The organism is Arthrobacter sp. efr-133-TYG-120 (assembly GCF_030209785.1).
Classification (GTDB): Bacteria; Actinomycetota; Actinomycetes; order Actinomycetales; family Micrococcaceae; genus Arthrobacter.
In genome coordinates, this window is sequence record NZ_JARVRI010000035.1 from 21342 (window position 1) to 46549 (window position 25208).

24 protein-coding genes are annotated in these 25208 nt (G+C 65.5%); 9 read left to right on the forward strand and 15 right to left on the reverse strand.

The window, feature by feature from the left end; genetic code table 11:
- Positions 1 to 106: 106 nt before the first annotated feature.
- Complete coding sequence (locus tag QRN51_RS18465) at positions 107 to 922, reverse strand: methyltransferase domain-containing protein (protein ID WP_078107399.1); 816 nt, start codon at positions 920 to 922, stop codon at positions 107 to 109.
- An 86-nt stretch (positions 923 to 1008) separates the two neighbouring features.
- On the opposite strand from QRN51_RS18465, the gene QRN51_RS18470 reads away from it, so the two are divergent.
- Positions 1009 to 1851 (forward strand): hypothetical protein, encoded by an 843-nt coding sequence (locus QRN51_RS18470; RefSeq protein WP_284991269.1) that lies wholly within the window; start codon positions 1009 to 1011, stop codon positions 1849 to 1851.
- Between the two features lie 7 nt (positions 1852 to 1858).
- Here QRN51_RS18470 and QRN51_RS18475 read toward each other — a convergent pair whose 3' ends face one another.
- The 13 genes from QRN51_RS18475 to QRN51_RS18535 all read right to left on the reverse strand — a co-directional run bounded on the left by QRN51_RS18475 (position 1859) and on the right by QRN51_RS18535 (position 14976).
- Positions 1859 to 3085: a pyridoxal phosphate-dependent aminotransferase gene (locus QRN51_RS18475; protein ID WP_059389874.1), complete on the reverse strand. Its 1227-nt coding sequence runs from the start codon at positions 3083 to 3085 to the stop codon at positions 1859 to 1861.
- A gap of 64 nt (positions 3086 to 3149) precedes the next feature.
- Positions 3150 to 4079, reverse strand: coding sequence for a PASTA domain-containing protein (locus QRN51_RS18480; protein ID WP_284991270.1), 930 nt, complete (start codon positions 4077 to 4079; stop codon positions 3150 to 3152).
- A 27-nt stretch (positions 4080 to 4106) separates the two neighbouring features.
- The gene (locus QRN51_RS18485; protein ID WP_284991271.1) at positions 4107 to 4580 is read right to left on the reverse strand and encodes a hypothetical protein; all 474 of its coding nucleotides are present in this window, start codon (positions 4578 to 4580) and stop codon (positions 4107 to 4109) included.
- A 13-nt stretch (positions 4581 to 4593) separates the two neighbouring features.
- Positions 4594 to 5124, reverse strand: a complete 531-nt coding sequence (locus QRN51_RS18490) for a phage tail protein (RefSeq protein ID WP_284991272.1) — start codon at positions 5122 to 5124, stop codon at positions 4594 to 4596.
- Complete coding sequence (locus QRN51_RS18495) at positions 5117 to 7765, reverse strand: baseplate J/gp47 family protein (RefSeq protein ID WP_284991273.1); 2649 nt, start codon at positions 7763 to 7765, stop codon at positions 5117 to 5119. The genes QRN51_RS18490 and QRN51_RS18495 overlap by 8 nt, the downstream gene beginning before the upstream one ends.
- Positions 7762 to 8199, reverse strand: coding sequence for a GPW/gp25 family protein (locus QRN51_RS18500; protein ID WP_113990730.1), 438 nt, complete (start codon positions 8197 to 8199; stop codon positions 7762 to 7764). The genes QRN51_RS18495 and QRN51_RS18500 overlap by 4 nt, the downstream gene beginning before the upstream one ends.
- A gap of 10 nt (positions 8200 to 8209) precedes the next feature.
- Positions 8210 to 8551 (reverse strand): hypothetical protein, encoded by a 342-nt coding sequence (locus QRN51_RS18505; RefSeq protein WP_059389879.1) that lies wholly within the window; start codon positions 8549 to 8551, stop codon positions 8210 to 8212.
- Positions 8551 to 10071, reverse strand: a complete 1521-nt coding sequence (locus QRN51_RS18510) for a phage baseplate assembly protein V (RefSeq protein WP_284991274.1) — start codon at positions 10069 to 10071, stop codon at positions 8551 to 8553. The genes QRN51_RS18505 and QRN51_RS18510 overlap by 1 nt, the downstream gene beginning before the upstream one ends.
- Positions 10068 to 10826, reverse strand: coding sequence for a CIS tube protein (locus QRN51_RS18515; RefSeq protein ID WP_284991275.1), 759 nt, complete (start codon positions 10824 to 10826; stop codon positions 10068 to 10070). The genes QRN51_RS18510 and QRN51_RS18515 overlap by 4 nt, the downstream gene beginning before the upstream one ends.
- 1124 nt (positions 10827 to 11950) lie before the next feature.
- Positions 11951 to 12442, reverse strand: a complete 492-nt coding sequence (locus QRN51_RS18520) for a phage tail protein (RefSeq protein ID WP_268020181.1) — start codon at positions 12440 to 12442, stop codon at positions 11951 to 11953.
- A gap of 1 nt (position 12443) precedes the next feature.
- Positions 12444 to 13712, reverse strand: a complete 1269-nt coding sequence (locus QRN51_RS18525) for a phage tail sheath family protein (RefSeq protein ID WP_284991276.1) — start codon at positions 13710 to 13712, stop codon at positions 12444 to 12446.
- A gap of 13 nt (positions 13713 to 13725) precedes the next feature.
- Entirely contained in the window at positions 13726 to 14388 is a 663-nt protein-coding gene (locus QRN51_RS18530) for a hypothetical protein (protein ID WP_059389883.1), read from the reverse strand.
- Positions 14389 to 14439: 51 nt separating this feature from the next.
- Positions 14440 to 14976: a MarR family winged helix-turn-helix transcriptional regulator gene (locus QRN51_RS18535; protein WP_059389882.1), complete on the reverse strand. Its 537-nt coding sequence runs from the start codon at positions 14974 to 14976 to the stop codon at positions 14440 to 14442.
- A gap of 105 nt (positions 14977 to 15081) precedes the next feature.
- On the opposite strand from QRN51_RS18535, the gene QRN51_RS18540 reads away from it, so the two are divergent.
- Positions 15082 to 17307, forward strand: coding sequence for an MMPL family transporter (locus tag QRN51_RS18540; protein WP_284991308.1), 2226 nt, complete (start codon positions 15082 to 15084; stop codon positions 17305 to 17307).
- On the opposite strand, the gene QRN51_RS18545 is transcribed toward QRN51_RS18540, so the two are convergent.
- A complete protein-coding gene (locus tag QRN51_RS18545) occupies positions 17283 to 18218 on the reverse strand; it encodes an NAD-dependent epimerase/dehydratase family protein (protein ID WP_284991310.1) in 936 nt (311 codons plus the stop codon). The genes QRN51_RS18540 and QRN51_RS18545 overlap by 25 nt on opposite strands.
- Positions 18219 to 18374: 156 nt before the next feature.
- Here QRN51_RS18545 and QRN51_RS18550 point away from each other — a divergent pair, with 156 nt between their 5' ends.
- The 7 genes from QRN51_RS18550 (at position 18375) to QRN51_RS18580 (ending at position 25204) form a co-directional block, all read left to right on the forward strand.
- Entirely contained in the window at positions 18375 to 19100 is a 726-nt protein-coding gene (locus QRN51_RS18550) for a TetR/AcrR family transcriptional regulator (protein ID WP_284991278.1), read from the forward strand.
- A 21-nt stretch (positions 19101 to 19121) separates the two neighbouring features.
- Complete coding sequence (locus QRN51_RS18555; RefSeq protein ID WP_284991280.1) at positions 19122 to 19913, forward strand: oxygenase MpaB family protein; 792 nt, start codon at positions 19122 to 19124, stop codon at positions 19911 to 19913.
- Positions 19914 to 19919: 6 nt separating this feature from the next.
- On the forward strand, positions 19920 to 20801 hold the full coding sequence (locus tag QRN51_RS18560; protein WP_284991282.1) for a DUF817 domain-containing protein: 882 nt from the start codon (positions 19920 to 19922) through the stop codon (positions 20799 to 20801).
- Positions 20802 to 20942: 141 nt separating this feature from the next.
- Positions 20943 to 22805: a molecular chaperone DnaK gene (gene dnaK / locus QRN51_RS18565; RefSeq protein ID WP_284991283.1), complete on the forward strand. Its 1863-nt coding sequence runs from the start codon at positions 20943 to 20945 to the stop codon at positions 22803 to 22805.
- A gap of 2 nt (positions 22806 to 22807) precedes the next feature.
- Complete coding sequence (locus tag QRN51_RS18570) at positions 22808 to 23467, forward strand: nucleotide exchange factor GrpE (protein ID WP_284991284.1); 660 nt, start codon at positions 22808 to 22810, stop codon at positions 23465 to 23467.
- Positions 23468 to 23789: 322 nt separating this feature from the next.
- Positions 23790 to 24752 carry a DnaJ C-terminal domain-containing protein gene (locus QRN51_RS18575; protein ID WP_284991285.1) on the forward strand — a complete coding sequence of 321 codons (963 nt, stop codon included), beginning with the start codon at positions 23790 to 23792 and terminating at the stop codon, positions 24750 to 24752.
- Positions 24753 to 24781: 29 nt separating this feature from the next.
- Entirely contained in the window at positions 24782 to 25204 is a 423-nt protein-coding gene (locus QRN51_RS18580; RefSeq protein WP_284991311.1) for a heat shock protein transcriptional repressor HspR, read from the forward strand.
- The last annotated feature ends 4 nt before the right edge of the window (positions 25205 to 25208 follow it).

Here is a 25208-nt window from a genome sequence, read left to right on the forward strand (position 1 = left end):
GGCGCTCCGTGTGGGCGCTTTCGTTCATGGGTCGGAACTACTGGACGGTTTTCGACATGGTTGATGGAAATTCCCGGAAAATGTTTGGCGGGCTGTCCGCGGGCCGTTACGCCCGTGCGATCACTTCCCCGTTCGGGATCAGGAAAAATCCATCATCCGTGGAGCCCCAACGGTGCCATCCGGCGGCGATCCGGGCCAGGTCAGCCTCGTTGGCCAGCCCGTATTCCAGGGCCTGCTCTGCAAAGGCGGAGTGCAGGACCCGCTCGCTCCACACCCGCGACTGCCAACGGCGCTGCTGCGCCGTGGCGTACAGCCAGTTGCTGCTGGAGGGCGCGACGTCGGTGAAGCCCGCCTGCTGCGCCCAGGACACAAGCCGCCGCCCGGCGTCGGGCTCTGCTCCGTTCCGTCGGGCGATCTTCTGGTAGAGCTCCATCCAGTCGTCGAGCTCGCGGACCTCCGGGTACCAGCTCATGCCGTGGAAGTCGGCGTCGCGTACTGCCACGATGGCGCCGGGCTTGGCCACGCGCCGCATCTCGCGCAGCGCGGCCACGGGGTCGGTCAGGTGCTGCAGGACTTGGTGGGCGTGGACCAGGTCGAAGGTCTCGTCCTCGAAGTCCAGATCGTAGATGTTGCCCGTCACGAACTCCACGTTTTCCACGCCGCGTTCGGCCGCAAGCGTGGCAGCCTGCGCCACGATCTCGGCGGAACGGTCGAGCCCGACGACCTTCGCGGGAGCCACCAGTTCCGCGAAGTCGCAGGTGATGCTCCCGGGCCCGCATCCGACGTCGAGCACTGATGTCCCGGCGGTGAGATGCGGGATGACAAACGCGGCAGAGTTCTCGGCTGTGCGGGAGGCGTGGGCGCGTACGACGGACTCGTGATGGCCGTGTGTGTAGACGTCTTCAGGCTTCTGCTCGTTCATAGGGAAACGCTACCCCGATGGAGTGGAAAGCGGGCGGAACTTGGGCTAAACCTTGTTTTCAAACCCCTGCCTGCCACAATGGACCCATGGCGCCAGCGTGGTGGGGTCAGGGGTCGCAGCTGGGGCGCGGATCGGGCCTCGGCCGGTTGCGTGACGGACCATCCCCGGATGCCTTGCGCCGCCCGTTCTTCGTTGCGGCAGTGGCCGTCTTCGCCGTCGTCGTGTTGGCTGAAATCGGCTTGTCGATCCTCCTCGGCGGGACCGCCGTCGAGCCCGTTTCGCCTGACGCCGCGGACGAGCTCGGGGTCCCGATCGACGTCTTCTTAAAGACCCAACGCGCATCAGCTGCTCCGCCGGGCGCCGGGATCGGTTTCCTTGCGTTCCTTGACGGGCTGTTGCTGTTCACGGTGGTGATGCTCGGACTCAGCCTGATCATGGAGCTCAGGGTTTACGGACGGATCCAAGGCATCATCACCTTGATTGTCACGTTTCTCTGGGTGGTCGGCGCGTTCTTCACGGCCCTCCTCACCTTGGCGAAGCTCTTCCTGATGTTCGGCCTGTTCGTCGCTGCACCCTTCGGGACCATTGCCTACCTGGCGCTATGGGGAAGTTTTCCCACGAGCCAGGCTGCGGCCATCCTTGCCCTCCTGTTGCTGCTCAAGATCGTTTTCGCGGTGCTGCTGGTTCTGAGCCAGCCGAAATTCCTGAAGGTCACTGGGCTCGTGGTGCTGCTTCTGGTATCGGTGCTCGTGCAAGTCATCCTGGGCCTCATCCACAGTTTCCTCCCCGGGCCACTTGTGTCCATCGGGGACCAGTTCTGGGCACTCATTACCGTGGTGGTGGCCTTGGTGTGGGCCCTGATCATGCTTATTGGCTCGATCCCGGCGATCATCAACGCGCTGCGGGTCAGCGGCTCGGCGGGGGACTAGAAGGGCCCTACTCTTGCGGCCGGTTCCGATAGGCGGCCAGGAAGGTCGCGATCCTGCGCACGGCCTCCTCGATCTCGCGGACGGAGGGCAGGATCACGAAGCGGAAGTGGTCCGGGGTTGGCCAGTTGAAAGCCGAACCGTGGGAGACCAGGATTTTCTGGTCCTGCAGGAGGTCGAGGACGAATTTCTCGTCACTCTCGATCGGATAGACATCAGGGTCCAACCGCGGGAACAAGTACATGGCCCCGGCTGCCGGTACGCAGCTCACTCCCGGGATCGCAGTCAGGAGCTTCAAGGCCAGGTCCCGCTGTTCGCGGAGCCGGCCACCTGGCCTGATGAGTTCCTCGATGCTCTGGTAACCGCCCAGGCAGGTCTGGATGGCGTGCTGCGCGGGAACGTTGGAGCACAAACGGAGGGACGCCAGCAGCTCCAACGCTTCGCGGTATTCGGCGGTTGCCGCGTGCGGGCCGGTCACAGCGACCCAGCCAGCCCGGTAACCGGGCATGCGGTAGGCCTTGGAAAGGCCGCTGAAGGTCAGGACACAGATGTCGTCAGCCACGGACGCTGTGTGGATGTGCTGGGCGTCCTCGTAGCGGATCTTTTCGTAGATCTCGTCCGAGAACAGGACAAGATCGTGCTTGCGCGCCAGTGCCGCGAACTGCTCCAGGATGTGGCGGGGGTATACCGCGCCCGTGGGGTTGTTCGGGTTGATGATGACGATGGCCTTGGTGCGCTTGGTGATCTTGGCTTCGACGTCGGACATGTCCGGCCACCAGTTCTGGCCCTCATCGCAGAGATAATGCACCGGCTTGCCCCCAGTGAGGGTCACGGTGGCCGTCCACAGCGGATAGTCCGGCGCGGGAATGAGGACCTCGTCGCCGTTCTCCAGGAACGCCTGCAGCGTCATGGAGATCAGTTCGCTGACGCCGTTGCCGATGAAGATGTCCTCGACGCCGATATTCATCAGGTTCTGGGTCTGGTAGTACTGCGAAATGGCTGTCCGTGCCGTGAAGATGCCCTTGGAATCGCTGTAACCCTGGGCACCGCGGAGGTGGTGGATCATGTCCACCACGACGGACTCCGGCGCTTCCAGCCCGAACGGCGCGGTGTCCCCAAGATTCATCTTGAGGATCCGGTGGCCTTCGGCCTCCATGGTCTTGGCCGCTTGGAGGATGGGCCCACGGAGTTCGTATCGGACGTTCTGTAGTTTGCTGGAGTGCTGCATCGGACGCATGGTTGATCATTTCATGGGCGGCACCGTTTTCGGCACCCGGATGACACGCAGCACCGAGGGCGCCCTACTGCTTGGTCGCGCAGATCTGCGGCTGGACCATGCAAATGTTGATGGGATTCGGCTCGATGATGACGTTTTGCCGTATTTCGGTGCGGACCAGGACCAGGGCGTTCTGGTTCACCTTGCTCCCCACATCGGGATTTACCCCAACAACCACGCAGCTTTGCAAGAATCCGGACGAGGACGTGCACGTGGAACCCTGGGTGAAATCCAGTTGGATTTTTGCGGTCTGGAAGGCTGTGCGGGCATTTTCGATCCGCGAGCCAAGGACCGCGGGCACCACCGATTTCACCGGCGTCGCGATCTCCAGGTTGACGGTGGAACCGCGCCCGGCGGGCTTGTTTGCCTCCGGAGACTGGGTGACCACCGTCCCGGCGGTTTGATCGCTTTCCTTGTCCGTGGTGGCCGTCGAGAACCCGGCGTCCTTGAGGATTTGTACCGCCTCTGCTTGCGGCTTGCCTTTCACGTCCGGCACATTGACGTCCTTGAGGAGGAACCAGATCACCCCACCAATAGCCGCCAACAGCACCACGCCGCCAATGATCACCCACAGCCACGGGAATCCCGGGCGCGGTTTCGGTGTTTCGGCGGGCTTGGTGACGGTCAGCGTGACGACGTGGGCCTGGTCGGCATAGTCCTCAGGGGCGTCGTCGGCCGAGTAGGCAATCAGTTTCACGGGATAAGTGCCGGGCGCAGCACCGGCAGTGTCGAAATTGACCAGGTATTGCTCGGTGGCTCCGGCTGCGATGGTCCGCAACGGAGTGGGGATGGTGGCGTACGTCGGGGACGGCGGTGTGCTCTCCGCTCCGGGAAAGGCTCCGAGCACCACGCGTTCGGAGCCTGGAGCTCCGTTGGTCACGGACGCCGTGAGGGAACCTTTGCCGTCCTTGAGTTCAACAGTGGGAGAACTCAGCGTCATGGTGATGGTGCTCATGCGACAACCGCCTTTCGGGCAATGAACTCATCCTCCTGCTTCCAGGAGCTTCAGCGCACACGTGCCGACAACGCGGCACGCGATTCCCAGCTGCCCTCCTGAAGTGCCGAAGGTCAAGCTGACAGTGTCCCCGGCAGAGACGTCCTGCTCTGTTCGGGTGCCCTCCACGACGAGGGTCACGGTGACTGCCTGCTGGGGAGCCAGCCGGGCACGTTTGGTGGGGCTGCCCAGATCGAACAGGCCCCCGAACTTCTTGACCTCGAAAACGCAGCTTCCCGCCACGAGCAGCTGCGTTGCCGCCGCGGAACACTGGCCGCCCGGGCCCACGAGATCCGAGGCAGCGAGGGTGCCTCCTTTGGCAACCTGCGAGAAGCCCGACTGCCAACTGGCCGCCGCGTTGTTGTTCCCGCCGCCGCAACTAACGCCGAACACCAGGATGAGCACAGCGATGACACCGCACGCGATCACCACGATGAGGGGCTTCCGGTTCCCGGCGTTCACGGCACAGGCCCGTTCATGTGCCCACCACCTCGATCTCGTCCGTCACGTGGGCGGGCTTGATGCCCTTCACGATCCTGCGGACCAGCTCCACTTGCCCAGCGGCGGCCGCGGGGACCAGAACCTTAATGTGGAACTCGCCCGGGACGGATTCGACGTCGAACCCCGGGACCCCGGTGGCCAGCTGCAGGAAGCGGGTGAGACCGTCCACGGTGCCCCGACGTGCGGACAACGAGGCCGCGCACGCGATCAGGTCCCGCTGGCGGGCCACAGGGACTCCTGCCGCCGCGGAGTCCACGGACTCCGGGCTTCGCAGGGTCAACCAGTCAAGGTCCACCCACCGCGACAGGAAAGGAATGAACGACGACGGCGAGCGGCCTGGATCGGGAACGGTGTGGATGCGGTCCAAGACATCCCGGACGGGCCCGTGCATGTCCTCGGCCACGGCGATCAGGGCCTGCAATGGGGTACTGGTTTCCGCCGCCACCTGGAAGATCTCGGGCAGGACCTTCAGCAGAGGAGAGTTACGGGGTACGGGCTCAACCATTGCCATGCACCACTTCGATCCGGTGCTCGCCCGAGGAGAACAGCCACGTCTCGGGAAGCGTCACGACGTCGTCAACCATCCGCCGCGTACAGCTCGCCCAGGACAGGGCGTTGTCAGTGCTCCGGTAGATCCCCTTGGGGCCAGCCGCGAACGCAAGCGGCAAACCGTCGTCGCGCACTACGCCGGACACAGCGCGGACCGGCTCGAAACGGGTACGGTCCCGCAGGGGCAGCCCGCAGTTCACATCGGGCACGCTCCACTGAGCAGAAGCCTGGCCGAGCTGAAGGCGCAACACGCCGCCGCTTTGCGTGGCGGCGTACGCGGCATTGCCCGTCACATGCACGCCCCAACAGCTTCCACCGGTCCAGCCCGCGCTGAATTGTTCCCACGACGCCATGAGAGCGGCGTCGAACTGGGTGCGGGTCAGCTCATCGAATTTCAGTCGCACGCAGCCCGTCCCTGTACCTTCGGGTACGGAACGGCCGAGCCAGACGTAGCTCGCGCCGCCGTCGTACTGAATAGTCATGCAGCGGATGTCCTCGCCCGCCGCCCTGATCTGCTTGAAGCTGCCGGCGGCCCCGGCCTCGGGGGAAAGCCAGACGCCCGCGGAGGCCTCCGCGGCTACCACCACACCGGTGCGGCCGCGCACGTCCACCAAGGCGTCCACCGCGTAGAAGCCGCGGTCCGGTTGGGTGGAATCCACGACGTTCTGGACCGGAATGGCGCCCTCGCCCATCGGCAGTTCGTAGAGGCCATGCTCGCCGGCGAGCAGCAGAACCGGAACTCCTTGCCGGTCCACCCAGCACAAATCCGCGACGACGAATCCAAGTTCCGCCGCCCGCCGCCACGATTCGCCGAGGTCATCGCTGACGTAGATGCGCGAGCCCGCGGGGGTCACGGTGCTGACGGCCACCATGCCGGGATGCTGTCCGGGACCGAAACCGCCGGGTTCAAAACCACCGGCGCCGAAGCGGCCCGGCGCCGGAGAACGGAAAGGCGCGATGGACTTCACCGTTTCGCTGGCCGCCTCCGAGACGAACTCGGCGCATGCCTCCCAACCGTCGCCAGCATTGGTGGTGCGGAAAAGCGTGCTGTCCTGCGCCACGAACCAGGTGTTGTCCTGTCCTTGAGCCTGAACCAGCCCCAAGGCATCGGTGTCCGGAACCTTGTCCACTTCGAGCCGTACGCGGTCCACGTACTGGACTCCGGGTTCGGCTTCCTCCATGGCACGGTAGAGGTTGGAGACGCGCAACGGCTTGCCGAAGCCCGAACCGTAGTTGGACGAGCCCGGGCTGAGCGGGCTGATGCCTTGTGCGAGCCGGCCCACGATCCTGGACTTCACGGCATCGGCGTCCTCATCGGGGCGCACCACGATCCTCGCGTCCACCAGCACTTGTTTGTAGAGGCCCCAGCGGACCACGGGCTCCGCCCCGACCGTGGATCGGCGGCGCAGGTATTGCTCCACCTCGAGCCGGACGCTTTCACGGGCCTGGGCGGTCAACTCGGCGGCGCGCACGGGAACCGGAGCGGCTGTGCCTTCTTCGGAAACACCCGGCACGAACGGCACCAGCACCACCTCCACCTCGCCCGGTTTGGCGAACGCCCAGATGTCCCGGCGGGTGAATGCGCGGGCCCGCGCGACGCCGCCATGGCGCATGGCCAGGACCTCGTAGTCCCGCACTGTGACGGCCCTGTCCCGGGCCTGGAAATCCTGCGGAGCCCGGCGGAGCGCATTCTCCAGCGATTCGCCGTCGCGGCCTCCCGTGGCGGGTTCCGGGTTGCTGACCTTCAGCCCCGGGATCGGGGTCCGCATGATCGTCAACTGGCCCGCCCCGACATTGCCGCGCTGGCCGCCGCCGCCGCGGTACCAGGCGCGCACCCCGGCACCCGGACCCGGAACGACTGCTGTCCGCGCAACGGACTCATCGTCCCACCATGCGAACATCACGACGCCGGCACTGCGGTCGATCCGGACGGGCGCCTCGTCCGGTCCCGCGTCCGCGAAAGCCTCAACTTCGCGGCAAAACCGGAAAGGCTTGCCGTCCACCAGGACAGCTTCGCCGCTGCTCAGCTGAGTGCCCGCGGGGACTTCGACGGCGATGGACAGGCCTGCCCCGGAGACGATCGGCGCGTTCGGGATGACGAAGCTCTGGCCCGGGCGGCCGGTTCCGACGCCGATCGGGACGGCGTCGTACAAGGTGACATCGGCTGCCGGGACCTGCACGCTGGACTGGCCCGCTGCGAGGACGGCCGCCGTCGTCGTCGTGAATACCGGTTGCGGCGCGCCGGGCACGCCTGGTGGGCAGCTGACCTGGGTGCCGCGAGGGATGCGGATGTCCTGGCCGTCGGTAGCGCTTCCCGCCGACGTTCGCGTGAATTCGAGGATGGTTTCGGCTGTGCTCGGCGGGTACAGGCTGGTGCCGAGCAGGTTCAAGTAGACGGCATACAGTTTTTCCGGCACCCTATTGAGCCGGTACATCAGGGTGTCCGTGAGGTAGGCGAATGCCTCGAGGATGGTGATGCCGGGATCGTGGACGGAGAGGTCCGTCCACTCCGGGGCGATCTGCTGGATGCGCTCGCGGGCGCCGGCCACTAAGTCCGCGAAGCTGCGGTCATCGAGATTCGGGACGGGGATACTCATGCCGCACCTCCGGAGGCGACGGGCAGGGCGATGGCGAGCTGGTCCTCGAGCTGGGTGGAACGGACCCGGTACCGCAACCGGACCTCCAGCACTTCAGGGCTTTCGGGGGAGCGGGAGGCATCCAAGGCCAGGACGGTGATCCGGGGCTCCCATTGCTCCACGGCCCGGGCAACGTAATGGATAGCCAGGCCTGCCGTGGTGTCATCCGCCGGGGCGAAAGCGAGCCGGAACAGATGGCAGCCGTAGGTGGGGCGGTTGACGCGCTCGCCGGGCCTCGTACTCAGCAGCAGGAGGAGGGCCTGACGCACCGAAGCTGCGTCCGTGACGGTGGCGAGCCGTCCGTCGGGCGTCAGCCGCAAGCCGGGAAGGCCGGTGGCGGCATCGAAATCCGGGTGCACGAAGGCCACCGACTTGTACCTGGGGACGCTCACCATTCGCCGCCTCTCATGATCCCGCCGCCACGAATTCCTGGCCCGGCCGCCGGACCGTGTACTTGACGGCACCCGGCGGGGTGCCGTCCGTGTAGCCCTCCACAGTGTCCAGGCAAACCTTATTGCCGCCGATCCGGACAAAGCCCGAGTATCCCTTGATCACCGGCAGTGTCTTGTTGCAGGGCTTGATGTTGAGACCCACGTTCGGGCACATGCTGATGTCGCGTCCTTGGGGATCGTCGTCTACCAAAACCGGCGAGCCGGCAACGCGGACCCACTGCTGGGAAGGGACGTTTTCCACTTTGCCGTCGTGCCCGCAGCGCAAGATGGCCTCCTTGATGAGGAGCTTCGGCATCACGCCTCCTCGAAATCGACGGTCTTTGCCCGGATCTTCATGGCCTTGCCCGGTGCCTCCAGGACCAGGTCCGTAGCCGAGGTGATCCGCAGCTTTTCCGGCCCGATTTCCACCGTTGAGCCGTGGCCGTTCGTGAAACTGATGGTGCGGCTGCCGCCGTCGAGCACTATCTGCTGCCCGTCAGCGCTCCGGAAGGTGTACCGGCTGTCCCGGGGAGTGTTCACGCTCTTGTCCGGGGTCTGTTCGCGGCCGTAGAGCCCGCCCAGAATGATGGCCTGCGCCGGATCCGTGGCAGGCAACAGGACGAGCACCGTGTCCTCCGGGGCGGGCGCCACGACGAGGCCTTTCCCTACTCCAGCTCCCATTGTGAGGACCGGCGCCCAAGCCGATTCAAGCGGCGGATACGCAGGGAGCCGAACGCGTGCCCGGCCGCGGCCCTCCGGATCGTCCACATCCAGCACTGTGCCCAGGGTGAAGACGTCGGGACGCCGTGCGGTCGGGGGTTCCGGGGGTCGTGTGGTGATGGTGGTTTCGTATCCGGTGCCGTCCAGCCGGTGGGTGGCGGTGGCAATCGCGTAGGTGCCTTCGAGCGACGTCGCGAGTCCGCGCACGCGAACCCGACGCCCCGCCCGGAGGCGCGGATCGCCGTCGGCGACGAAAACGGCGGTGACTTGCCCGGCCATCCGGACGTCGAGCTCCGCCTGGGCCAAGCCGTGGGCTGCGGATGGGGATGCGAGGGCCTCATTGTCGCGCAGGAGATCTCCGCCCGCGCCGACGCTCGGGAGCGCAGGGTCTGCGGAGACGTCGGCCTTCGCGTCGCTGGTACTGGCGGAGGCTTCTTGCACGGAGGCGTCGTCGGACCGCCAGCCCGTGGACTTGGCCCCGAGATACGCCGGCTCCTGGCTCAGTTCCACCTCGGCCGAATGCAGGCTGCTGCCAAGTTCCAGCTCGATGGGTTCGCCTTCGCCGGACAAATCGCCCAGCCTCAGGGCATCGCCATCCACCACCGGATACGCACCCACCCGGGCGCTCTGTTCCACCAACAGGCTCAAGTCCGAGCGGGCACATTGATACACCTCGCCCAACCGTGCCGCGCCGCCCACCACTTGCAGGCCCGTGCCCTCCGTGAGCGTGCGGGCTAACCCGGCAAGGTCGACGTCGCTGTGCAGCCGGGTGAACTGGCGTTTCCTCAACCGGTGCAGGGCGTCGTAGGCACGGACGCGGACTTCCTGCGAAAGATCTGCGCCGTAGCTGTGTTCCACCACGGTCACTTCGCCCACGAAAAGCGGAGTGCGCTGGCCACCGAGTTCCACGCGCAGCGCATCCCCCGGCGCGGGATCCACTCCGCCGCGCGCTGTCGCCGAGCGCCCAGGTCCCGGGCGCCAGCTGATGAGGCACTGGACCGGCCTTGCCAATGAACTGAGGACCTGCACGGAGATGATCGCCGCCGTTTCGGCCGCGGAGAGGCGGCGCCGCCCGAGGGTGACGATGAGTTCCGGCAGGCCCTGAAGCTGCCTCATGGCGCCTCGCCAACCGGGGGAACAGCGAGGGGACCGTTGAAGTGGGCGGGGTCGTCGATGTTGTTGTACTCGAGCAACAACTTCCACAGCATCGGCGTGCCAAAGGCGGCCAGGCTGAGGCGCCCCAGCTCGCCGGGCGGAACCTCCGGAACCGGCTCGCCGCCGTCGGGCGCATTTGCATCCCTGTCCGTGCTGCCGTCGCCGCCCACCGCGAGCGTATCCACGGGCGGCGCCGTCAGGTCAACCGCCGGCAGCCGCTGGGCGAGCTCGTAGTTCTCGCCGCCTTCCTCGTCGGCGCTCTGCCCTACCCGTACGAATACCATGCGCATCCACGAGCGCAAGGGGGAGCCATCCGGCGAAAATCGGTCGAAACGCTCCGCGACTTCGGTCACGATCCCGGGCACGTTCCATGCGCGACCCCACACGAACCGGACCGACGGGGGCCGGCGTTGCCTCTCGACTTCGGCCGAGTTCTCGGCGAGCGCCCAGATGGGCCGCGTCATCTGCCGCACGTCCTGGACATGGAGCGACGCCGGCGCGAGGTCGACGTCGAACAGGAGATCCAGGCGAAGCTCGGTGTGGCCACCTCCCGTGAAGAGCAAAGGATCGTCCGCGAGCCCCGTTCCGGTCAGCTTGCCGCCCGCCGAGCGCCGTGGCTCCACGCCCGCGGTTCGCGACATGACTACGGTTTCCGGATTGAGCAGGCACCCAAGGTGCTCCCCCGTGTCCTCGATCAGGAATGCGACGCGTTCCATGTCAGACCGCCAACTGTTCGTTGCTCAGACGAGCGGCGCGGGCCAACGCTTCGGTTGCTGCTCTTTCCGCGGCGGGCTGCGCCGCCGGGCGTGTGCGCAATTCCGGCCAGTTTCCAGTGAGCGGCGACGCCGGATTGCGTTCGGTTGTTGTGCTCGGGTGGCCTTGGCGTTCTGCGTTCGGGTGCTCCGGGCGCGGGTGGTCTGGGCGGACGACGACGGCGCGCGCCGCATCTGGCGGCTGGAGCTGTGGCATTGTGGCCGGCTGAGCCGTGATTGGGTTAGGCGGAGTTGCGATTGGCGGGCTGGCATGAGGCGGGCTGGTCTTGTTGGAGCGTGTGGGGGCTTCCTGGCGTTGCGCAGCTTGTTCAAAGGCTGCCTGAGTTGGGACTGCTTGTTCAAAAACCACTTGTCGAGTGGCGGGCCGGTCCGTGGCGATGACCAGCGGGATTCCACGAAGTCTCAGCACCGGGCGCACTGCCTGCGGAGCGTGTGGGGATACGGCCTCCACCGCGGGGGCTGCTGGGGCATCGATGGTTGCCTCGTCTACGGGGATTGCCGGCGGCGCGAGGTGTGGCCAGGAAATGCTGGCCGCGCTTCCGGCGGCACGGTCCGGCAGGGAGCCCGTGGATGTGGGTCTCTGCAGTCGCGAGCCGAGCATCAAGCGGGGGAGCATACGGGGCACGGGCCCCGGGGAGCTACTCCGGGGCGGGCTTGCGGCGCCGGTCCCGCTGACGATATCGGGGCGGGACTCGCCGGGATCTGAGCGAGCGTTGGGGTCGGAGGGGGATATATCTGCGCGAGCGTTGGGGTTGGTTGGGGGTATATGTGAGCGAGGGTTGGGGCTGGCGGGGGGTATATCTGAGCGAGGGTTGGGTGGGGTGGCGACGAGACCGGCGTCGCGCAGTAACCGGACCCAATGCTCCGGCGCGCCGGAAATGTCCAGTCTTCGTACCGGCGTCGGGCGCTCAGTCTCAACCTCCCGCCCAGTCCCAACCTCGCGCCCTGTTTCAACAACGGCAGCCCCGGCACCGCCGTCAGGTTGCAGCGGCCGTTCGAGCCTTTCCGCGAGTTCCCGCAGCCGCCGCGCCGCCGCGTGACGCCACAGGTCCCGGGGCCGCCTCCCATCAAGCCACGGGAGCGCGGGCATCGTCGAGCTCCAAGCGGTCGTACGCGATGCTGAGGGATTCGATGGCCAGGTCCTTGCCGAGGGCATCCAATGGGGCCCCGAACCAGTCGCATGGCCAGGCGCCCAGCAAGTTCCAGCGGCGGACCTCCACCGAGCCGGCGTCGTTGAGCATGGCGATGGAGACGTTGCGCCGCTCCACATGCCCATCGACGGCCTTGAACAGCCATTGGAGCATTTCGGTGGAGTCGGTCAGCCCATAGCGGAGGGTCACCGGGGTGTACTCGACCTGGCCGGGGATGACCCGGACCGTGCTGTTCTCGCCGCCGGAGCGGTACAAGATGCGGTCGATCTTAAGCCCAAGCCCTTCAACCTTGGTGAAGTGTCCCTGGACCACGCCCTGGATGACCAATTTGAAGTTGTAGGCGCGGTAGGGGTCCACGACGTTCCCGGGTTGGGCAGCAGGGGCCGGCGTGCTTGGCTGCGTGCTCATTTCAGGCTCCTGCGCTCTCTGTCTCGCTCGTGTTGTCCGCCGACTGCATGAGCTTGAAGATCACGAACTCGGCGGGTTTGACGGGTGCGATGCCGATCAAGGTGACAACCTGCCCCGCATCGCGGACTTCGGGCGGGTTGGTTTCTTCATCGCATTTCACAAAGAAGGCCTGTTGGGGAGTAGTGCCCAACAGTGCCCCGTCCCGCCAGACGTTGGTCAGGAATGCACCGATGTCGCGTCGAATGGACTTCCACAAGGTGTGGTCGTTGGGTTCAAAGACCACCCAGCGCGTTCCGTCGGCCACGGATTCCTTGATCATGTTGGTCAGCCTGCGGACGTTGACGTAGCGGTATTCGCTTGCCTCGGGTGCCTTGGTCCGGGCGCCCCAGATGCGTATGCCTTCTCCCGGGAAATAGCGGATGCAGTTCACTCCCGCCGGGTTCAGTACTTCCTGTTCGCCGCGGCTGACCCGCCGGACCAGGTCCAGCGCGCCTTGGATGGGTTCGTTCGCGGGGGCCTTGTGGACCCCGCGCGTTGCGTCCACGCGAGCCCACACCCCGGCAACATGGCCCGACGGCGGTTGGGTCACCTTCTTGCCGGACACCGGATCCGTCATGACGATCCACGGAAAGTACAGCGCGGTGTAGCCGCCGGGGGATTGGGGCGCTCCGATCGCGTCCTCGCCAGTCGCCCGCGCCGTCTTTGTGTTGTCGGCTTTGTCGTCGGACTTGCCGTCATCGGAGTCGCCGTCGCTCGACTTCGGTGCGTCCGGCACGCCGGAAGTAGCCGCCCGGGTGAGGGCTCCGACGTCGTCCACTTTCTCCGGAGTGTCCATGATCGCCATGCGGTCTTGCCGCAAGGGATGCTCCACGTGGGCCTGCAGCGCCGCGTACGCTTCGGCGTCGCTGTATCCGGGGGCGGCCACCATGGAGATGTCGTCGATCGCTTCGAACAGGGTCACTCCGCTGGGCTTTGCGGCCGTGCCTGTGAGACTGCCGCCGGTACCGATGTTGACCACGTAGCAGCGGCTGCCGCCGTTGGCGAAGAATCCGAAGACAGCGTTGGACAGGGGTGTCCCCTGCGTGGACTTGCCAACGTATTGGTCCACGAACTGGGTCCAGTTGTCCAAGACCCTTGCTTCATCCGGATACGCCAAGGGATCCGGGGACACTCCTACGAAGCCGGCAATGCTGGTGCTGACCTGTCCGATCGAGCGTGCACCGCTGGGCACTTCCTGTACATACACTCCCGGCGCCTGGTAATTCGCCATGGTGTGCTCCCTTTCACTCCCACCGGATGATGACCGGCAGGCTGCTCGTGTCTGCTGAGACTTCACGTTCAGTGCCGCGGACTGCCACGACAAAGTGCTGGAGTTCGTCTGCCGAGGCCAGGACCTCGAAATGGCCGGTGGGATCGCTCACGACGGCGGCGGCGGACGAATGCGGGCGGATGTAGGCATCCGGGATGCCCTTGTTGTGGACGTCGACCAGCCGGCCGTGGATCCGGCGGGCCACTGTGGTGGACGCGATGAGGGGTTCAGTGACAGGCGGTCCGAAAGGCTCGTCGAGCCGTATCCCCACCGGGACGCGGATCAGGAAACCGAGGCCTTGGCGGATGCCGGAATCGTATTCGTCCGGCTGGAACTCGCCACTGGAGACCACCGAGTACTGGGTGTTTTGCTCGAGGGTCAGCAGGAGTTTCTCCATGTTGTCCAGTTGCGTGGGGCCGTGGCATTCCACGGCAACTTTGAGCTCGAGGTCCAGCAGTGGGCCTTCACGCCGGGAGCGGCCCACCCGATTCAAGGCGACGGTGTGGACGGTGACAGCGGCATCGCTTGGTTGACCGGAAGGTGGTTCGGAGCCGTCGTCGAAGCGGACACGCTCGGGCGAAACGGCGTCGGAAAGTATCCCGAGGAGCTCGGTCAACGACGATCTCACAACACCCACGGTGACACCCCAGTCCCACAAAGTGGTCCAGCACAGCCGATGTGCTATAGGTTACTCCCGCAGTGGCCTGCGAGTCACTGGGATCACAGGCGTAACTCCATTCGATGGTTCCTGGTTTGGCGTGACATCGTTCCGGGCAGTCATGGTGGCTTCGATGACCCCTTGCATGAAAGCCATCACTACGTGGAGTTCTTCCGGCGAAAGCGCGTCGATGACCGGGGCGATGGCGCTCGCCAGGGGGGAAAACAATTCGCTGCCGGTGGCACGCGCGGAATCGGTCATCTCCAGATGAACCTGACGGCGGTCCTTCTCGCTGCGGCGTCGTGCCAAGTGGCCTGCCCGGTCGAGCCTGTCCACAAGGGCTGTTGTAGCCGGCGAACTCAGGTTGAGTGCCGCCCTGAGCGCTCCGGGAGTCATCGTCTTGCCCTCCCGTGCGGCAGCCACCATGGCTGCCAAGGCATTCAGGTCCGTCCGATGGAGGTGGTGGCGGTTGCTGACGGCCTCCACATACCGCTCCGTCTCGAGCGTGAACTGCTGGAGTAGCCCAAGGAGTACGGCTGCGGACCGGACGTGCTGATTGTCATCCATGAGGCCTCCTTCAGCCTCAAATTATCCCACCGAGATGTCATTGACCAATTATCTCCATGATAGATATATTTTGCCATGGAAGTAATTACGGAGGGTGCGGGCATGATGGACAAACGGATTGGAACCGGGCGACGCAGCAGTTCGCGGTGGTGGTTGGCGGGGGCAGTGCTATCGCTGGTGGCGTGGATGGCGATCGGCGGAATCGGCGGCCCGACCTTTGGGAAGCTCAGCGAGGTATCCAGCAACGACCAAGCATCCTTCCTGCCAGCGAGCGCCGAATCCACCGAAGCCCGGGAATGGCAAAGCAAGTTCACTTCCAGCGGCAGCGTTCCCGCAGTGGTGCTGATCGAGTCTCCTGAGAAACTTTCACCCGCTCAACTGGCCGGATTGGCGCCCCTCGGCACCCAACTGTCCGCCGCCGTCGGGGTCAGCCATTCGACGTCGACGGTCGGGCCGATTCCGTCCACGGACGGCAAAGCTGCGCAGTTCATCGTCCCGGTGGAAGAAGGAAACGGGGTCAAGGGGAGCATCCAAGCGCTTCGCGAGAAGGCGGCGGGGTATGCAGTGGGGGCAGGGCTTCCCGCTGGAACAACCACCTACGTGACGGGACCGGCGGGCTTCCTTGCCGACTTGGTCAACGCCTTTGGCGGGATCGACGGGATATTGCTCTTCGCTGCGCTGGGGGCCGTTTTGGTCATCCTGCTGGCCGTCTACCGATCCGTGGTGCTGCCCTTTGTGGTGTTGCTTACCGCCGTCTTCGCGCTTTGCGGCTCCATCCTGGTGGTCTTTGCCTTGGCGAAGGCGGGCGCGATCCAATTGACGGGACAAAGCCAGGGGATCCTGTCCATCCTGGTAGTCGGCTCAGCCACCGACTATGCCCTCCTCTTTGTGGCCCGTTACCGTGAGGCCCTGGGTCAGGCGTCGAACAAATGGTCGGCTGTGGGACGCGCATACAAGGGGAGTTTTGGCGCCATCCTGGCATCCGGGACAACGGTCGCCTTGGCGTTGCTTTGCCTGCTCTTCTCGGAACTGAATTCAAACCGCGGATTGGGGCCTATCGGCGCAATCGGAATCGTCTTTTCAATGGTGGCCAGCCTGACGCTGCTTCCTGCGGCCCTCGGCTTGCTCGGCAAGTCCGCATTTTGGCCGCGTGCGCCGAGGACGGACCCGGCCGCGAGCGCCGGACCGAGCGCCGGATTCGCCGGGGTCGCAGGCTCGGCAAACTCCGACATTCCACGGGTCTGGAGGCTTCTGGCTGGCATCATCGCCAAGCGGCCCAGGGCCGTTTGGCTGGGCGCAGCCGCCGTTTTGGTGGTCTGCGCGCTGGGCCTGCTCCAGCTCCAAGCCAGCGGAGTTCCGCAGTCGGCACTCATCCTGAGCAAATCCGAGGCAGTGGACGGCCAATCGGCCCTGGGCCGGCACTATCCCGCCGGTGCAGGAAGCCCGGTGGTGGTTGTGGCCGACGAAAAGGCGGCAGTCGCGGTACTTGCGGAAGTCAAGGCCCAGGAAGGCATCTCGGATGCATCGGTGGTTTCGGCCCAACCGGATTCCGGCGTCCGCCCGCTCGCGAAAGCTGCGACGGAACCAGCCCCCTTGGTGCGGGACGGCCGGGTGTTGATCAATGCCACCTTGTCTTCGGAAGCCGACTCGGCGAAGGCCGAACAGACCATCGCCACGCTCCGGCAGAAGCTCCATGAAAAGGCCCCAGGAACCCTGGTGGGAGGAACCACAGCCACAGCCGCGGACACCAATGCGAGCGCGCAATCTGATTTGTGGCGCATCATCCCGATCGTTTTGGCCGTCATCCTGTTGGTGCTCATGGCACTGCTGCGCTCCGTCCTGGCGCCGCTATTGCTGATCGGGACTGTGGTGCTGTCCTATGCGGCCGCGTTGGGCGTCTCGGCCTGGGTGTTCAACCACGTGTTTGGATTCCCTGGAGCGGATGCCTCGGTTCCGCTCTTCGGTTTTGTCTTCCTCGTGGCCCTCGGCGTTGACTACAACATCTTCCTCATGACCCGCGTCCGGGAAGAGTCGACGCTCAACGGAACCCGGGCCGGTATCTTGAAGGGGCTCGGCGCCACCGGCGGGGTGATTACCTCGGCCGGAGTGGTTCTTGCCGCAACCTTTGCCGCGCTTGGGGTTATTCCGATCCTCTTCCTTGCGCAGATCTCCTTTATCGTGGCGTTCGGGGTGCTGCTCGACACCACGATCGTGCGCTCGCTGTTGGTGCCTGCCCTGGCTTACGACATTGGCGGGCGGATTTGGTGGCCGGGCCGCTTGGCTCGCGATCCGGCGTCGAAAGCGGGTCAGTGGGCAGCCACGGCTTCCTGATCCCGCCACCAGGCCACGGTCGTCGCCATCGCGTCCGCAAGCGGCGTCGGTTCCAGACCGAGCTTGGCGTGGCTTGCTGTGGAGTCCATGACGAACGGCCGCTCGAACTGGTACAGCATTTCGGCCAGCTCCCTCATGTCGGTGGAAAACAGGCCGAGGGTTCGGAGCAGCCAGCCCGGAACCACACTCAGCTTCGCTTCGGGAACGCCGGCCGAGCGTGCGAAGTTTGCGGCAATTTCCCGCATCGTCATTGCCGGACCCGTGGGGGCGTGCAGTACCGAGTTCCAGAGTTCGGGCTTTTGCGCTGCGGCGATCATGGCTGCGGCAAGATCCGGGACGTACGTGAAAGAGTGCGGCTGCCCGGCGCTTCCGAGAACCTGGACCGTCTTGCCCTTGAGGACCAGGGGCACCATGCGCTCGCCGGCATGCGCCATGCGGGCCCGCGGCCCGAAGAAATCGCCCGCCACCACGCTGACGGTATTCGCCGGGTGGGCTTGGCGGGCCTTCAGCAGGGCAGAGCGGATCCCGCGCTTCCCGCCGGTCGCCTCGCGCGGGCTGCTTTCGGTGATGGTCTTGTCCGGCTCGCTGTAGGAGTAGAGGCTCTCAGGGAAGACGACGACGGCGCCCGCTGCCCCCGCGGCGTCCATCACCACTTGCTCTGCTCCAGGAAGCTCGGCCGCCCAGGCTTTGGCCCGGTAGGCAGAACCGTGGATGCAGTGGAAGACGGCCGTGGCGCCGTCGAAGGCTTGCGCCAACTTGCCCGGATCCGAGACGTCCACCCGGAGCTTTTCGACCAGCGGGTGGTCCGGGCCGCTGCCTGAGCGGGTCAGGACGCGCACCTGTTCTCCGTGGTCCGCGAGTTGCTCGGCAATGGTCCATCCGACGGGGCCTGCTCCTGTGACGACGTACATGGTGTTGCTCACTCTCTGGTTGGGGATCCATTTCTCGGGTGAAGCTCTATTTCGAGAGCAGTGCTCTCTGAATTCAGGATGAACCCATTCGAATTGCCTGTCAAGAGCACTGCTCACATTTGTTGTCAGTGCTCTCCTTTGTGGCATGCTGGATGCATGGACCTCCCTTCCGCCGCAGCGGCCAAGCACTCGACGCCCCGCGAGCGGGCCCGGGCCCAGACCGTGGCGGACATCATCCGGCTGGGTCGCCGGCACCTTGCCTTGCACGGCGCAGCGGGATTGTCCCTGAGGGCGGTCGCACGCGATCTCGGCGTGGTGTCCTCTGCCGTGTACCGCTATGTGGAGAGCCGCGACGAACTCCTGACCCTCCTGCTGATTGACGCTTACGGTGAGTTGGGCGACGAAGTGGACACCGCCGTCGACGCCCTCCCGGAGGACGACTACTGCGGCAGATTCCTGGCGCTCGGGCGGGCCGTTCGCCAGTGGGCACTGCGCGAGCCGGCACGGTATGCCCTCCTGTTCGGCAGTCCGGTTCCCGGATACCAAGCGCCCGCAGAGCGCACCACGGAACCCGGAACGCGGGTGATCTACCGGATGGTGGGGATCTTCGACGCCGCCTACCGCGCAGGCGCCTTGGCCGCCGAAGTGGCGCCCGCCGTCGTCGTTCCTCCTGCCCTTGCCGCGGACCTCGCGGCTATCCGGGCCGAACTGGGCGTGGCCGTTCCAGAACCTGCGTTGGCGAGGGGCGTGCTGGTGTGGACGTCGGTCTTTGGGGCGGTCAGCTTCGAGGTGTTCGGCCAATACGGCGCCGACACCTTTGCCGCGCGCGACGAGCTGTTTGAGCACCAGCTCGAGGTGCTGCGGGGGGTCGTGGGGCTGTAGTCGCGAAGGTACAGTAACTGCATGGCCCGTGGACTTGCTGACATCGGTGCGGAGGGCGTCTTGCTCGCCGGGGCAGGCCGCGCCATCCTGATGCAGATTGCCAATCCCGCGGTCGGTCACGGCGTCGCCGAGCACAGCAATTTCGCCGAACGGCCGCTGGACCGGCTGCGTGCCACCATGACGTACGTCTACGCCGTGGTCTATGGCACGGAAGAGCAACTGGCCGCCGTGCGCCGGGCCGTGAATCGTGCCCACGCGCCGGTTCGCCGGGCCGCGGACGATTCCACCGCGGGGTACAACGCCTTCGACGCGCAATCCCAGCTCTGGGTGGTTGCGACCCTCTACGACACCGCCGTCACCGTTTACGAAAAGGTCCATGGAGCCCTCGACGACGACACGGCCGATCGTATCTACCGCGAGTACGCGCGGATCGGGACAGCGTTGCAGCTGCCCGCCGAGCTCTGGCCTGCCGACCGCCCGGCCTTCGCGCGCTATTGGGACGAATCCTTACGGAACCTCGAGCCGGATGCAGCCGCTTTGAGGGTGGCACACGAACTCCTGCACCCCGTGAGCGGGCCGTTCTTGATGCGCTTGAGCATGCCGTTGGTCCGGCTGGTGACTGCGGGCTTGCTGCCGGAGCATCTTCGCGCGGGATTCGGACTTCCGTGGAAGGCCCGCCATCAACGCAGCTTCGATGGCACCATTTGGCTCTTGGCGGCGGCTTATCCCAGGCTGCCGGAAAAAATCAGGCATTGGCCGAAAAACTACTATCTTGGCCGGCTCGGACCGGGCGAGCCGGGCCCTGGCAAATAGGCGCCCATGCGTGAGCTCACCGCGGTGGAGGAACTTATCGACGGGAGCGCGAGCCGCTTCCTGGGAAGTGCCCCGGCCCAAGGACTGCGATCCAGGCTCACTGAGTTCACGGTCTTCGGCCTCAAACAGGCGTGGGCGTGCGTCTTCGGCGCCTCGCTCCTTGCCGTCATTTTCGCAGCTCACCTCTGGTATCCGGCCAACGCCGGCCTCGCGCGGAACGATTTCCTGACGATCGCCGCCGTCGTGATCCAAATCCTCATGGTGGCCGCGAGGCTGGAAACCTTGCGCGAGCTCAGGGTGATCGTGCTCTTCCACTTGGTGGGAACGGTCATGGAGTTGTTCAAGACCGACGTCGGCTCGTGGTCCTATGAAGCCGAAGGTGTCCTGCGGGTCGGCGCCGTTCCGCTCTTCAGCGGCTTCATGTACGCAGCGGTCGGCTCGTACATGGTGCGGGTTTACCGGGTTTTCGATCTGCGCTTCGCGAGGTATCCGCGGCGTTGGATCACTGCGGTCCTGGCTGCGGCCATCTATGTGAACTTCTTTTCGCACCACTTCATCGTTGATGCGCGCTGGGTCCTGCTGGCCGCCGTCGTCGTGATCTATGGCCGGTGCGTCATGCACTTCCGGGTGTTCCGGCGTCGATTCCGGATGCCGCTGGTCGTCTCGTTCCTGCTGGTGGCGCTCTTTATCTGGATTGCCGAGAACATCGCCACCTGGTCGCACGCCTGGTTGTATCCGAGCCAACTGGACGGCTGGCACTTGGTGTCCCCGGACAAGCTCGTCTCGTGGTTCCTCCTGATGATCATCTCCGTGGTGCTGGTGGCGTGGGTGTACAGGCCGATGCCGCCTGACGCTGCACGCGTTCTCCCACGGCGAAATCGGGCGTAAATCCCCGAGTTTCCGTGGTCTTTTGGCTTCCGGTGAGCAGAGTTGAGCGTACTCGACTCAACTTTGGATTGACATTGAATGAGGCCTGAGTACAGTTGAGTGCAGAACGCTCAACCCGGTTTCATTGAAAGGAAGCAACATATGTCACGCGCTGTAGGTATCGACCTCGGAACCACTAACTCCGTCGTCTCTGTTCTCGAAGGTGGCGAGCCCACCGTCATCGCCAACGCCGAAGGTGGCCGCACCACGCCGTCGGTCGTTGCATTCTCCAAGTCCGGCGAAGTCCTGGTTGGCGAAATCGCCAAGCGCCAGGCCGTCAACAACATCGACCGCACCATCGCTTCCGTGAAGCGCCACATGGGTACCGATTGGTCCGTCGCCATTGACGACAAGAAGTACACGCCGCAGGAAATCTCCGCGCGTATCCTCATGAAGCTGAAGAACGACGCCGAGAGCTACCTCGGCGAAAAGGTCACCGACGCTGTCATCACCGTCCCGGCCTACTTCAACGACGCCGAGCGCCAGGCCACCAAGGAAGCCGGCGAAATCGCCGGCATGAACGTCCTCCGCATTGTCAACGAGCCCACCGCCGCGGCACTTGCCTACGGCCTGGACAAGGGCAAGGAAGACGAACTCATCCTGGTCTTCGACCTCGGCGGCGGAACGTTCGACGTCTCCCTGCTGGAAGTCGGCAAGGACGAAGACGGCTTCTCCACCATCCAGGTCCGCGCCACGGCCGGTGACAACCGCCTCGGCGGCGACGACTGGGACCAGCGCGTTGTTGACTACCTGCTGAACCAGCTCAAGATCAAGGGCATCGACCTTTCCAAGGACAAGATCGCCCTCCAGCGTCTGCGCGAGGCTTCGGAGCAGGCCAAGAAGGAACTCTCTTCCTCCACCAGCACCAACGTGTCCCTCCAGTACCTGTCCGTCACCCCCGACGGCCCGGTCCACCTGGACGAGCAGCTGACCCGCGCCAAGTTCCAGGACCTCACCAAGGACCTGCTCGAGCGCACCAAGAAGCCGTTCCACGACGTCATCGCCGAGACCGGCATCAAGCTCTCCGAAATCGACCACATCGTGCTCGTGGGCGGTTCCACCCGTATGCCTGCCGTCTACGACCTCGTCAAGGAACTCGCCGGTGGCAAGGAGCCCAACAAGGGCGTCAACCCGGACGAAGTTGTCGCCGTTGGCGCAGCCCTCCAGGCCGGTGTGCTGAAGGGCGAGCGCAAGGACGTCCTCCTGATCGACGTCACCCCGCTCTCCCTCGGTATCGAAACCAAGGGCGGCGTCATGACGCACCTGATCGAGCGCAACACGGCCATCCCCACCAAGCGTTCCGAGACCTTCACCACCGCGGACGACAACCAGCCGTCCGTGGCCATCCAGGTCTTCCAGGGCGAGCGTGAATTCACCCGCGACAACAAGCCGCTGGGCACGTTCGAACTGACCGGCATCGCTCCGGCACCGCGCGGCGTCCCCCAGGTCGAGGTCACCTTCGACATCGACGCCAACGGCATCGTCCACGTCTCCGCCAAGGACAAGGGCACCGGCAAGGAGCAGTCGATGACCATCACCGGCGGCACCGCGCTCTCCAAGGAAGACATCGACCGCATGGTCCGTGAAGCCGAGGAACACGCAGCCGAGGACAAGGCCCGCCGCGAAGCTACCGACACCCGCAACACTGCCGAGCAGCTCGCCTACTCCGTAGACAAGCTCATCGCCGAAAACGACGAGAAGCTGCCGGAAGAGGTCAAGACCGAGGTCAAGGCCGACGTCGACGCCCTCAAGAAGGCCCTCGAAGGCACCGACGACGCAGCAGTGAAGACTGCTTTCGAGAAGCTGCAGCACTCGCAGTCGAAGCTGGGCGAAGCGATCTACTCGCAGGCCGGTTCCCCGGATGGCGCAAGCAGCGCCGCAGGTGCTGAAGGCGCCCACGCCGGCGCCACGGCAGACGAGGACATCGTCGACGCCGAGATCATCGACGAAGACGAAAAGAAGTAAGCATGCCTCACCACGGCAACGACGCAGAGCACTCACCTTCCAACAACGAGGGCAACGAGCAGCACAAGCCGGTCATTCGGGACAACCGCAAGGTTGACCCCGAGACCGGGGCCGCTCGCCACACCCAAGGATCGGCAGCTGAATCCAACGCCGCTGCCGAGGGCGACGCCCTGTCCCAGGCTGAGGAAATCCTCAACGGCATGGAGGTCCCGGCTGAAGAGTCGGTAGCCCCCGGCGCCGCTGCGGAAGCAGAGGCCGCGGAACTCCGCAACGACCTCTTGCGCCTGCAGGCCGAGTACGTCAACTACCGCAAGCGCGTCGAACGCGACCGCGCCGTCGCAGGGGAAATGGCCGTCATCGGCGTCCTGAACGCCCTGCTGCCGGTGCTCGACGACGTCGACGCCGCCCGCCAGCACGGCGACCTCGCGGACGGCCCGTTCGCCGCGATCGCCGCCAAGCTGGAGAACGCGCTGAAGACGTACGGCCTGGAGCGCATCGCGGAAACCGGAGTCGAATTCGACCCCACGATCCACGAAGCACTCATCCAGCAGCCGGGCGAGGACATCGAAGTTGACACCGTCAGCCAAGTGCTGCGCTCCGGCTACCGCTCGGGCGGCCGAGTGCTGCGCGCGGCCCAAGTGATCGTGGCTGTGCCGGCTTAGACGGAGTTACCGCCTCACCGCGCCTTCGCGGATGAGGGGGCCCCGCCCCTTCGCGTGGCGGCTTGGTCCTTACGGACCCAAGCCGCCACGCTCCGGCAGGCCCGATGCCACTCCCGGGCCCCCTCATCCGCTACGGCTCAAGCGGTTTTCTCGCCTAAGGTGAGTTGACCACAAGCTCGCAGCGATACATGGGCCCCGGGAGTGGCATCGGGCCTATCGGAGCCGGGTGGCTGAGGATCGAAGATCCTTGGCCACCCGGCGGAGGGGCGGGGGCCCATGTATCGCGGAGAGCTCGGCAAGAACAGATCGAAAGGAAACGCCCTTGGCCAGCCAGGACTGGGTTGAGAAGGATTTTTACGCCATCCTTGGTGTCGCCAAGGACGCCTCTGACGCTGACATCAAGAAGGCGTACCGCAAGCTTGCGCGGAAGTACCATCCGGATACCAATTCCGGGGATGCTGCTGCGGAGAAGAAGTTCAAGGACATCTCGGAGGCCTATTCGGTGCTCTCGGATGCCGAGGAGCGCCAACAGTACGATGCCATTCGCGCCATGGGCGGGGCACGCTTCGCCCCGGGCGCAGCTCGCGGCGGCCCGGCCAATGGCGGCTTCGAGGACCTGTTCGGCGGGCTTTTCGGCGGCGGACGCCAGCCTGCCGGTGCCGGGGGCATCCCGCCCGAGTTCGCTGACCTCTTCGGCGGTGGCTTCGGCGGTGGACAGACCGGTTTCCAGCGGGCCCCGCAAAAGGGCAGCGACCGCACGGCGTCCACCTCGATTTCCTTTGCAGGCTCCATTCATGGCACCACGGTGAGCCTCCGCGAAAGCAACGGCAACGTCATCGACGTGAAGATTCCCGCGGGCATCAGGGACGGCCAGAAGGTCCGCCAGCGTGGCAAGGGCAACCCGGGCGCAGCCGGAAACGGGGACCTCATCATCACGGTGAACGTCAAGCCCCACGATTTCTTCAACCGCGACGGCGACAACATCCGGATCCATGTGCCGGTCACCTTCGCCGAGGCGGCCTTGGGTTCCAACATCCACGTGCCGACGCTTGACGGCGACACTGTCACCGTCCGCGTCCCGGCCGGCACGCCTTCCGGGCGGACGCTCCGGGTCAAAGGCCGAGGCGTCAAGACCTCGAAGGGCACCGGAGACCTGCTGGTGACGATCGACGTCTCCGTCCCGCAGAACCTCAACAAACAGGCCGAGGAAGCTGTCAAGGCGTTCGCCGCGGCCACGGCCGACGCCGATCCTCGCCACGACCTGGCCGCCAAGGCCCGCTTGTAGCGGTAGAAGACATGGGAGGGGACGTAGGCATGGGCATCGACATCAACCAGCCGATCTTCGTCATCTCCGTCGCGGCCGAACTGGCTGACATGCACCCGCAGACCCTGCGCCAGTACGACCGCCTCGGGATCGTGTCGCCGAGCCGTGCGCCGGGCAAGTCCCGGCGTTACTCCCAACGCGACATCGACCGCTTGCGCGAGGTCCAGCGGCTCTCCCACGAAGGCGTGTCCCTTGAGGGCATCAAGCGCATCCTTGAGCTCGAAAACCAGGTGGTCGCGCTGCAATTCCGCGTGGCCGAGTTGAGCGAGGAACTGCAGCGGCGGCGGAGCCCCATGGAGGCCCGCGTTTTCGCGGCGGGAGCAGCCGGCGACGTCGTCAGCCTGGCCCGCGGGCAGCGCCCCCGGGCGCGGTCCCAGGCAGTTGTGGTGTGGAGACCGCGACCGGGGGAGTAGTCCT

Bases quoted from the DNA above. Each gene is read 5' to 3' on its own strand.
- QRN51_RS18465 (WP_078107399.1), bottom strand. From the start codon at position 922: ATGAACGAGCAGAAGCCTGAAGACGTCTACACACACGGCCATCACGAG.
- QRN51_RS18470 (WP_284991269.1), top strand. From the start codon at position 1,009: ATGGCGCCAGCGTGGTGGGGTCAGGGGTCGCAGCTGGGGCGCGGATCG.
- QRN51_RS18475 (WP_059389874.1), bottom strand. From the start codon at position 3,085: ATGCGTCCGATGCAGCACTCCAGCAAACTACAGAACGTCCGATACGAA.
- QRN51_RS18480 (WP_284991270.1), bottom strand. From the start codon at position 4,079: ATGAGCACCATCACCATGACGCTGAGTTCTCCCACTGTTGAACTCAAG.
- QRN51_RS18490 (WP_284991272.1), bottom strand. From the start codon at position 5,124: ATGGTTGAGCCCGTACCCCGTAACTCTCCTCTGCTGAAGGTCCTGCCC.
- QRN51_RS18495 (WP_284991273.1), bottom strand. From the start codon at position 7,765: ATGAGTATCCCCGTCCCGAATCTCGATGACCGCAGCTTCGCGGACTTA.
- QRN51_RS18500 (WP_113990730.1), bottom strand. From the start codon at position 8,199: ATGGTGAGCGTCCCCAGGTACAAGTCGGTGGCCTTCGTGCACCCGGAT.
- QRN51_RS18505 (WP_059389879.1), bottom strand. From the start codon at position 8,551: ATGCCGAAGCTCCTCATCAAGGAGGCCATCTTGCGCTGCGGGCACGAC.
- QRN51_RS18510 (WP_284991274.1), bottom strand. From the start codon at position 10,071: ATGAGGCAGCTTCAGGGCCTGCCGGAACTCATCGTCACCCTCGGGCGG.
- QRN51_RS18515 (WP_284991275.1), bottom strand. From the start codon at position 10,826: ATGGAACGCGTCGCATTCCTGATCGAGGACACGGGGGAGCACCTTGGG.
- QRN51_RS18520 (WP_268020181.1), bottom strand. From the start codon at position 12,442: ATGAGCACGCAGCCAAGCACGCCGGCCCCTGCTGCCCAACCCGGGAAC.
- QRN51_RS18525 (WP_284991276.1), bottom strand. From the start codon at position 13,712: ATGGCGAATTACCAGGCGCCGGGAGTGTATGTACAGGAAGTGCCCAGC.
- QRN51_RS18535 (WP_059389882.1), bottom strand. From the start codon at position 14,976: ATGGATGACAATCAGCACGTCCGGTCCGCAGCCGTACTCCTTGGGCTA.
- QRN51_RS18540 (WP_284991308.1), top strand. From the start codon at position 15,082: ATGGACAAACGGATTGGAACCGGGCGACGCAGCAGTTCGCGGTGGTGG.
- QRN51_RS18545 (WP_284991310.1), bottom strand. From the start codon at position 18,218: ATGTACGTCGTCACAGGAGCAGGCCCCGTCGGATGGACCATTGCCGAG.
- QRN51_RS18550 (WP_284991278.1), top strand. From the start codon at position 18,375: ATGGACCTCCCTTCCGCCGCAGCGGCCAAGCACTCGACGCCCCGCGAG.
- QRN51_RS18555 (WP_284991280.1), top strand. From the start codon at position 19,122: ATGGCCCGTGGACTTGCTGACATCGGTGCGGAGGGCGTCTTGCTCGCC.
- QRN51_RS18560 (WP_284991282.1), top strand. From the start codon at position 19,920: ATGCGTGAGCTCACCGCGGTGGAGGAACTTATCGACGGGAGCGCGAGC.
- dnaK (WP_284991283.1), top strand. From the start codon at position 20,943: ATGTCACGCGCTGTAGGTATCGACCTCGGAACCACTAACTCCGTCGTC.
- QRN51_RS18570 (WP_284991284.1), top strand. From the start codon at position 22,808: ATGCCTCACCACGGCAACGACGCAGAGCACTCACCTTCCAACAACGAG.
- QRN51_RS18580 (WP_284991311.1), top strand. From the start codon at position 24,782: ATGGGCATCGACATCAACCAGCCGATCTTCGTCATCTCCGTCGCGGCC.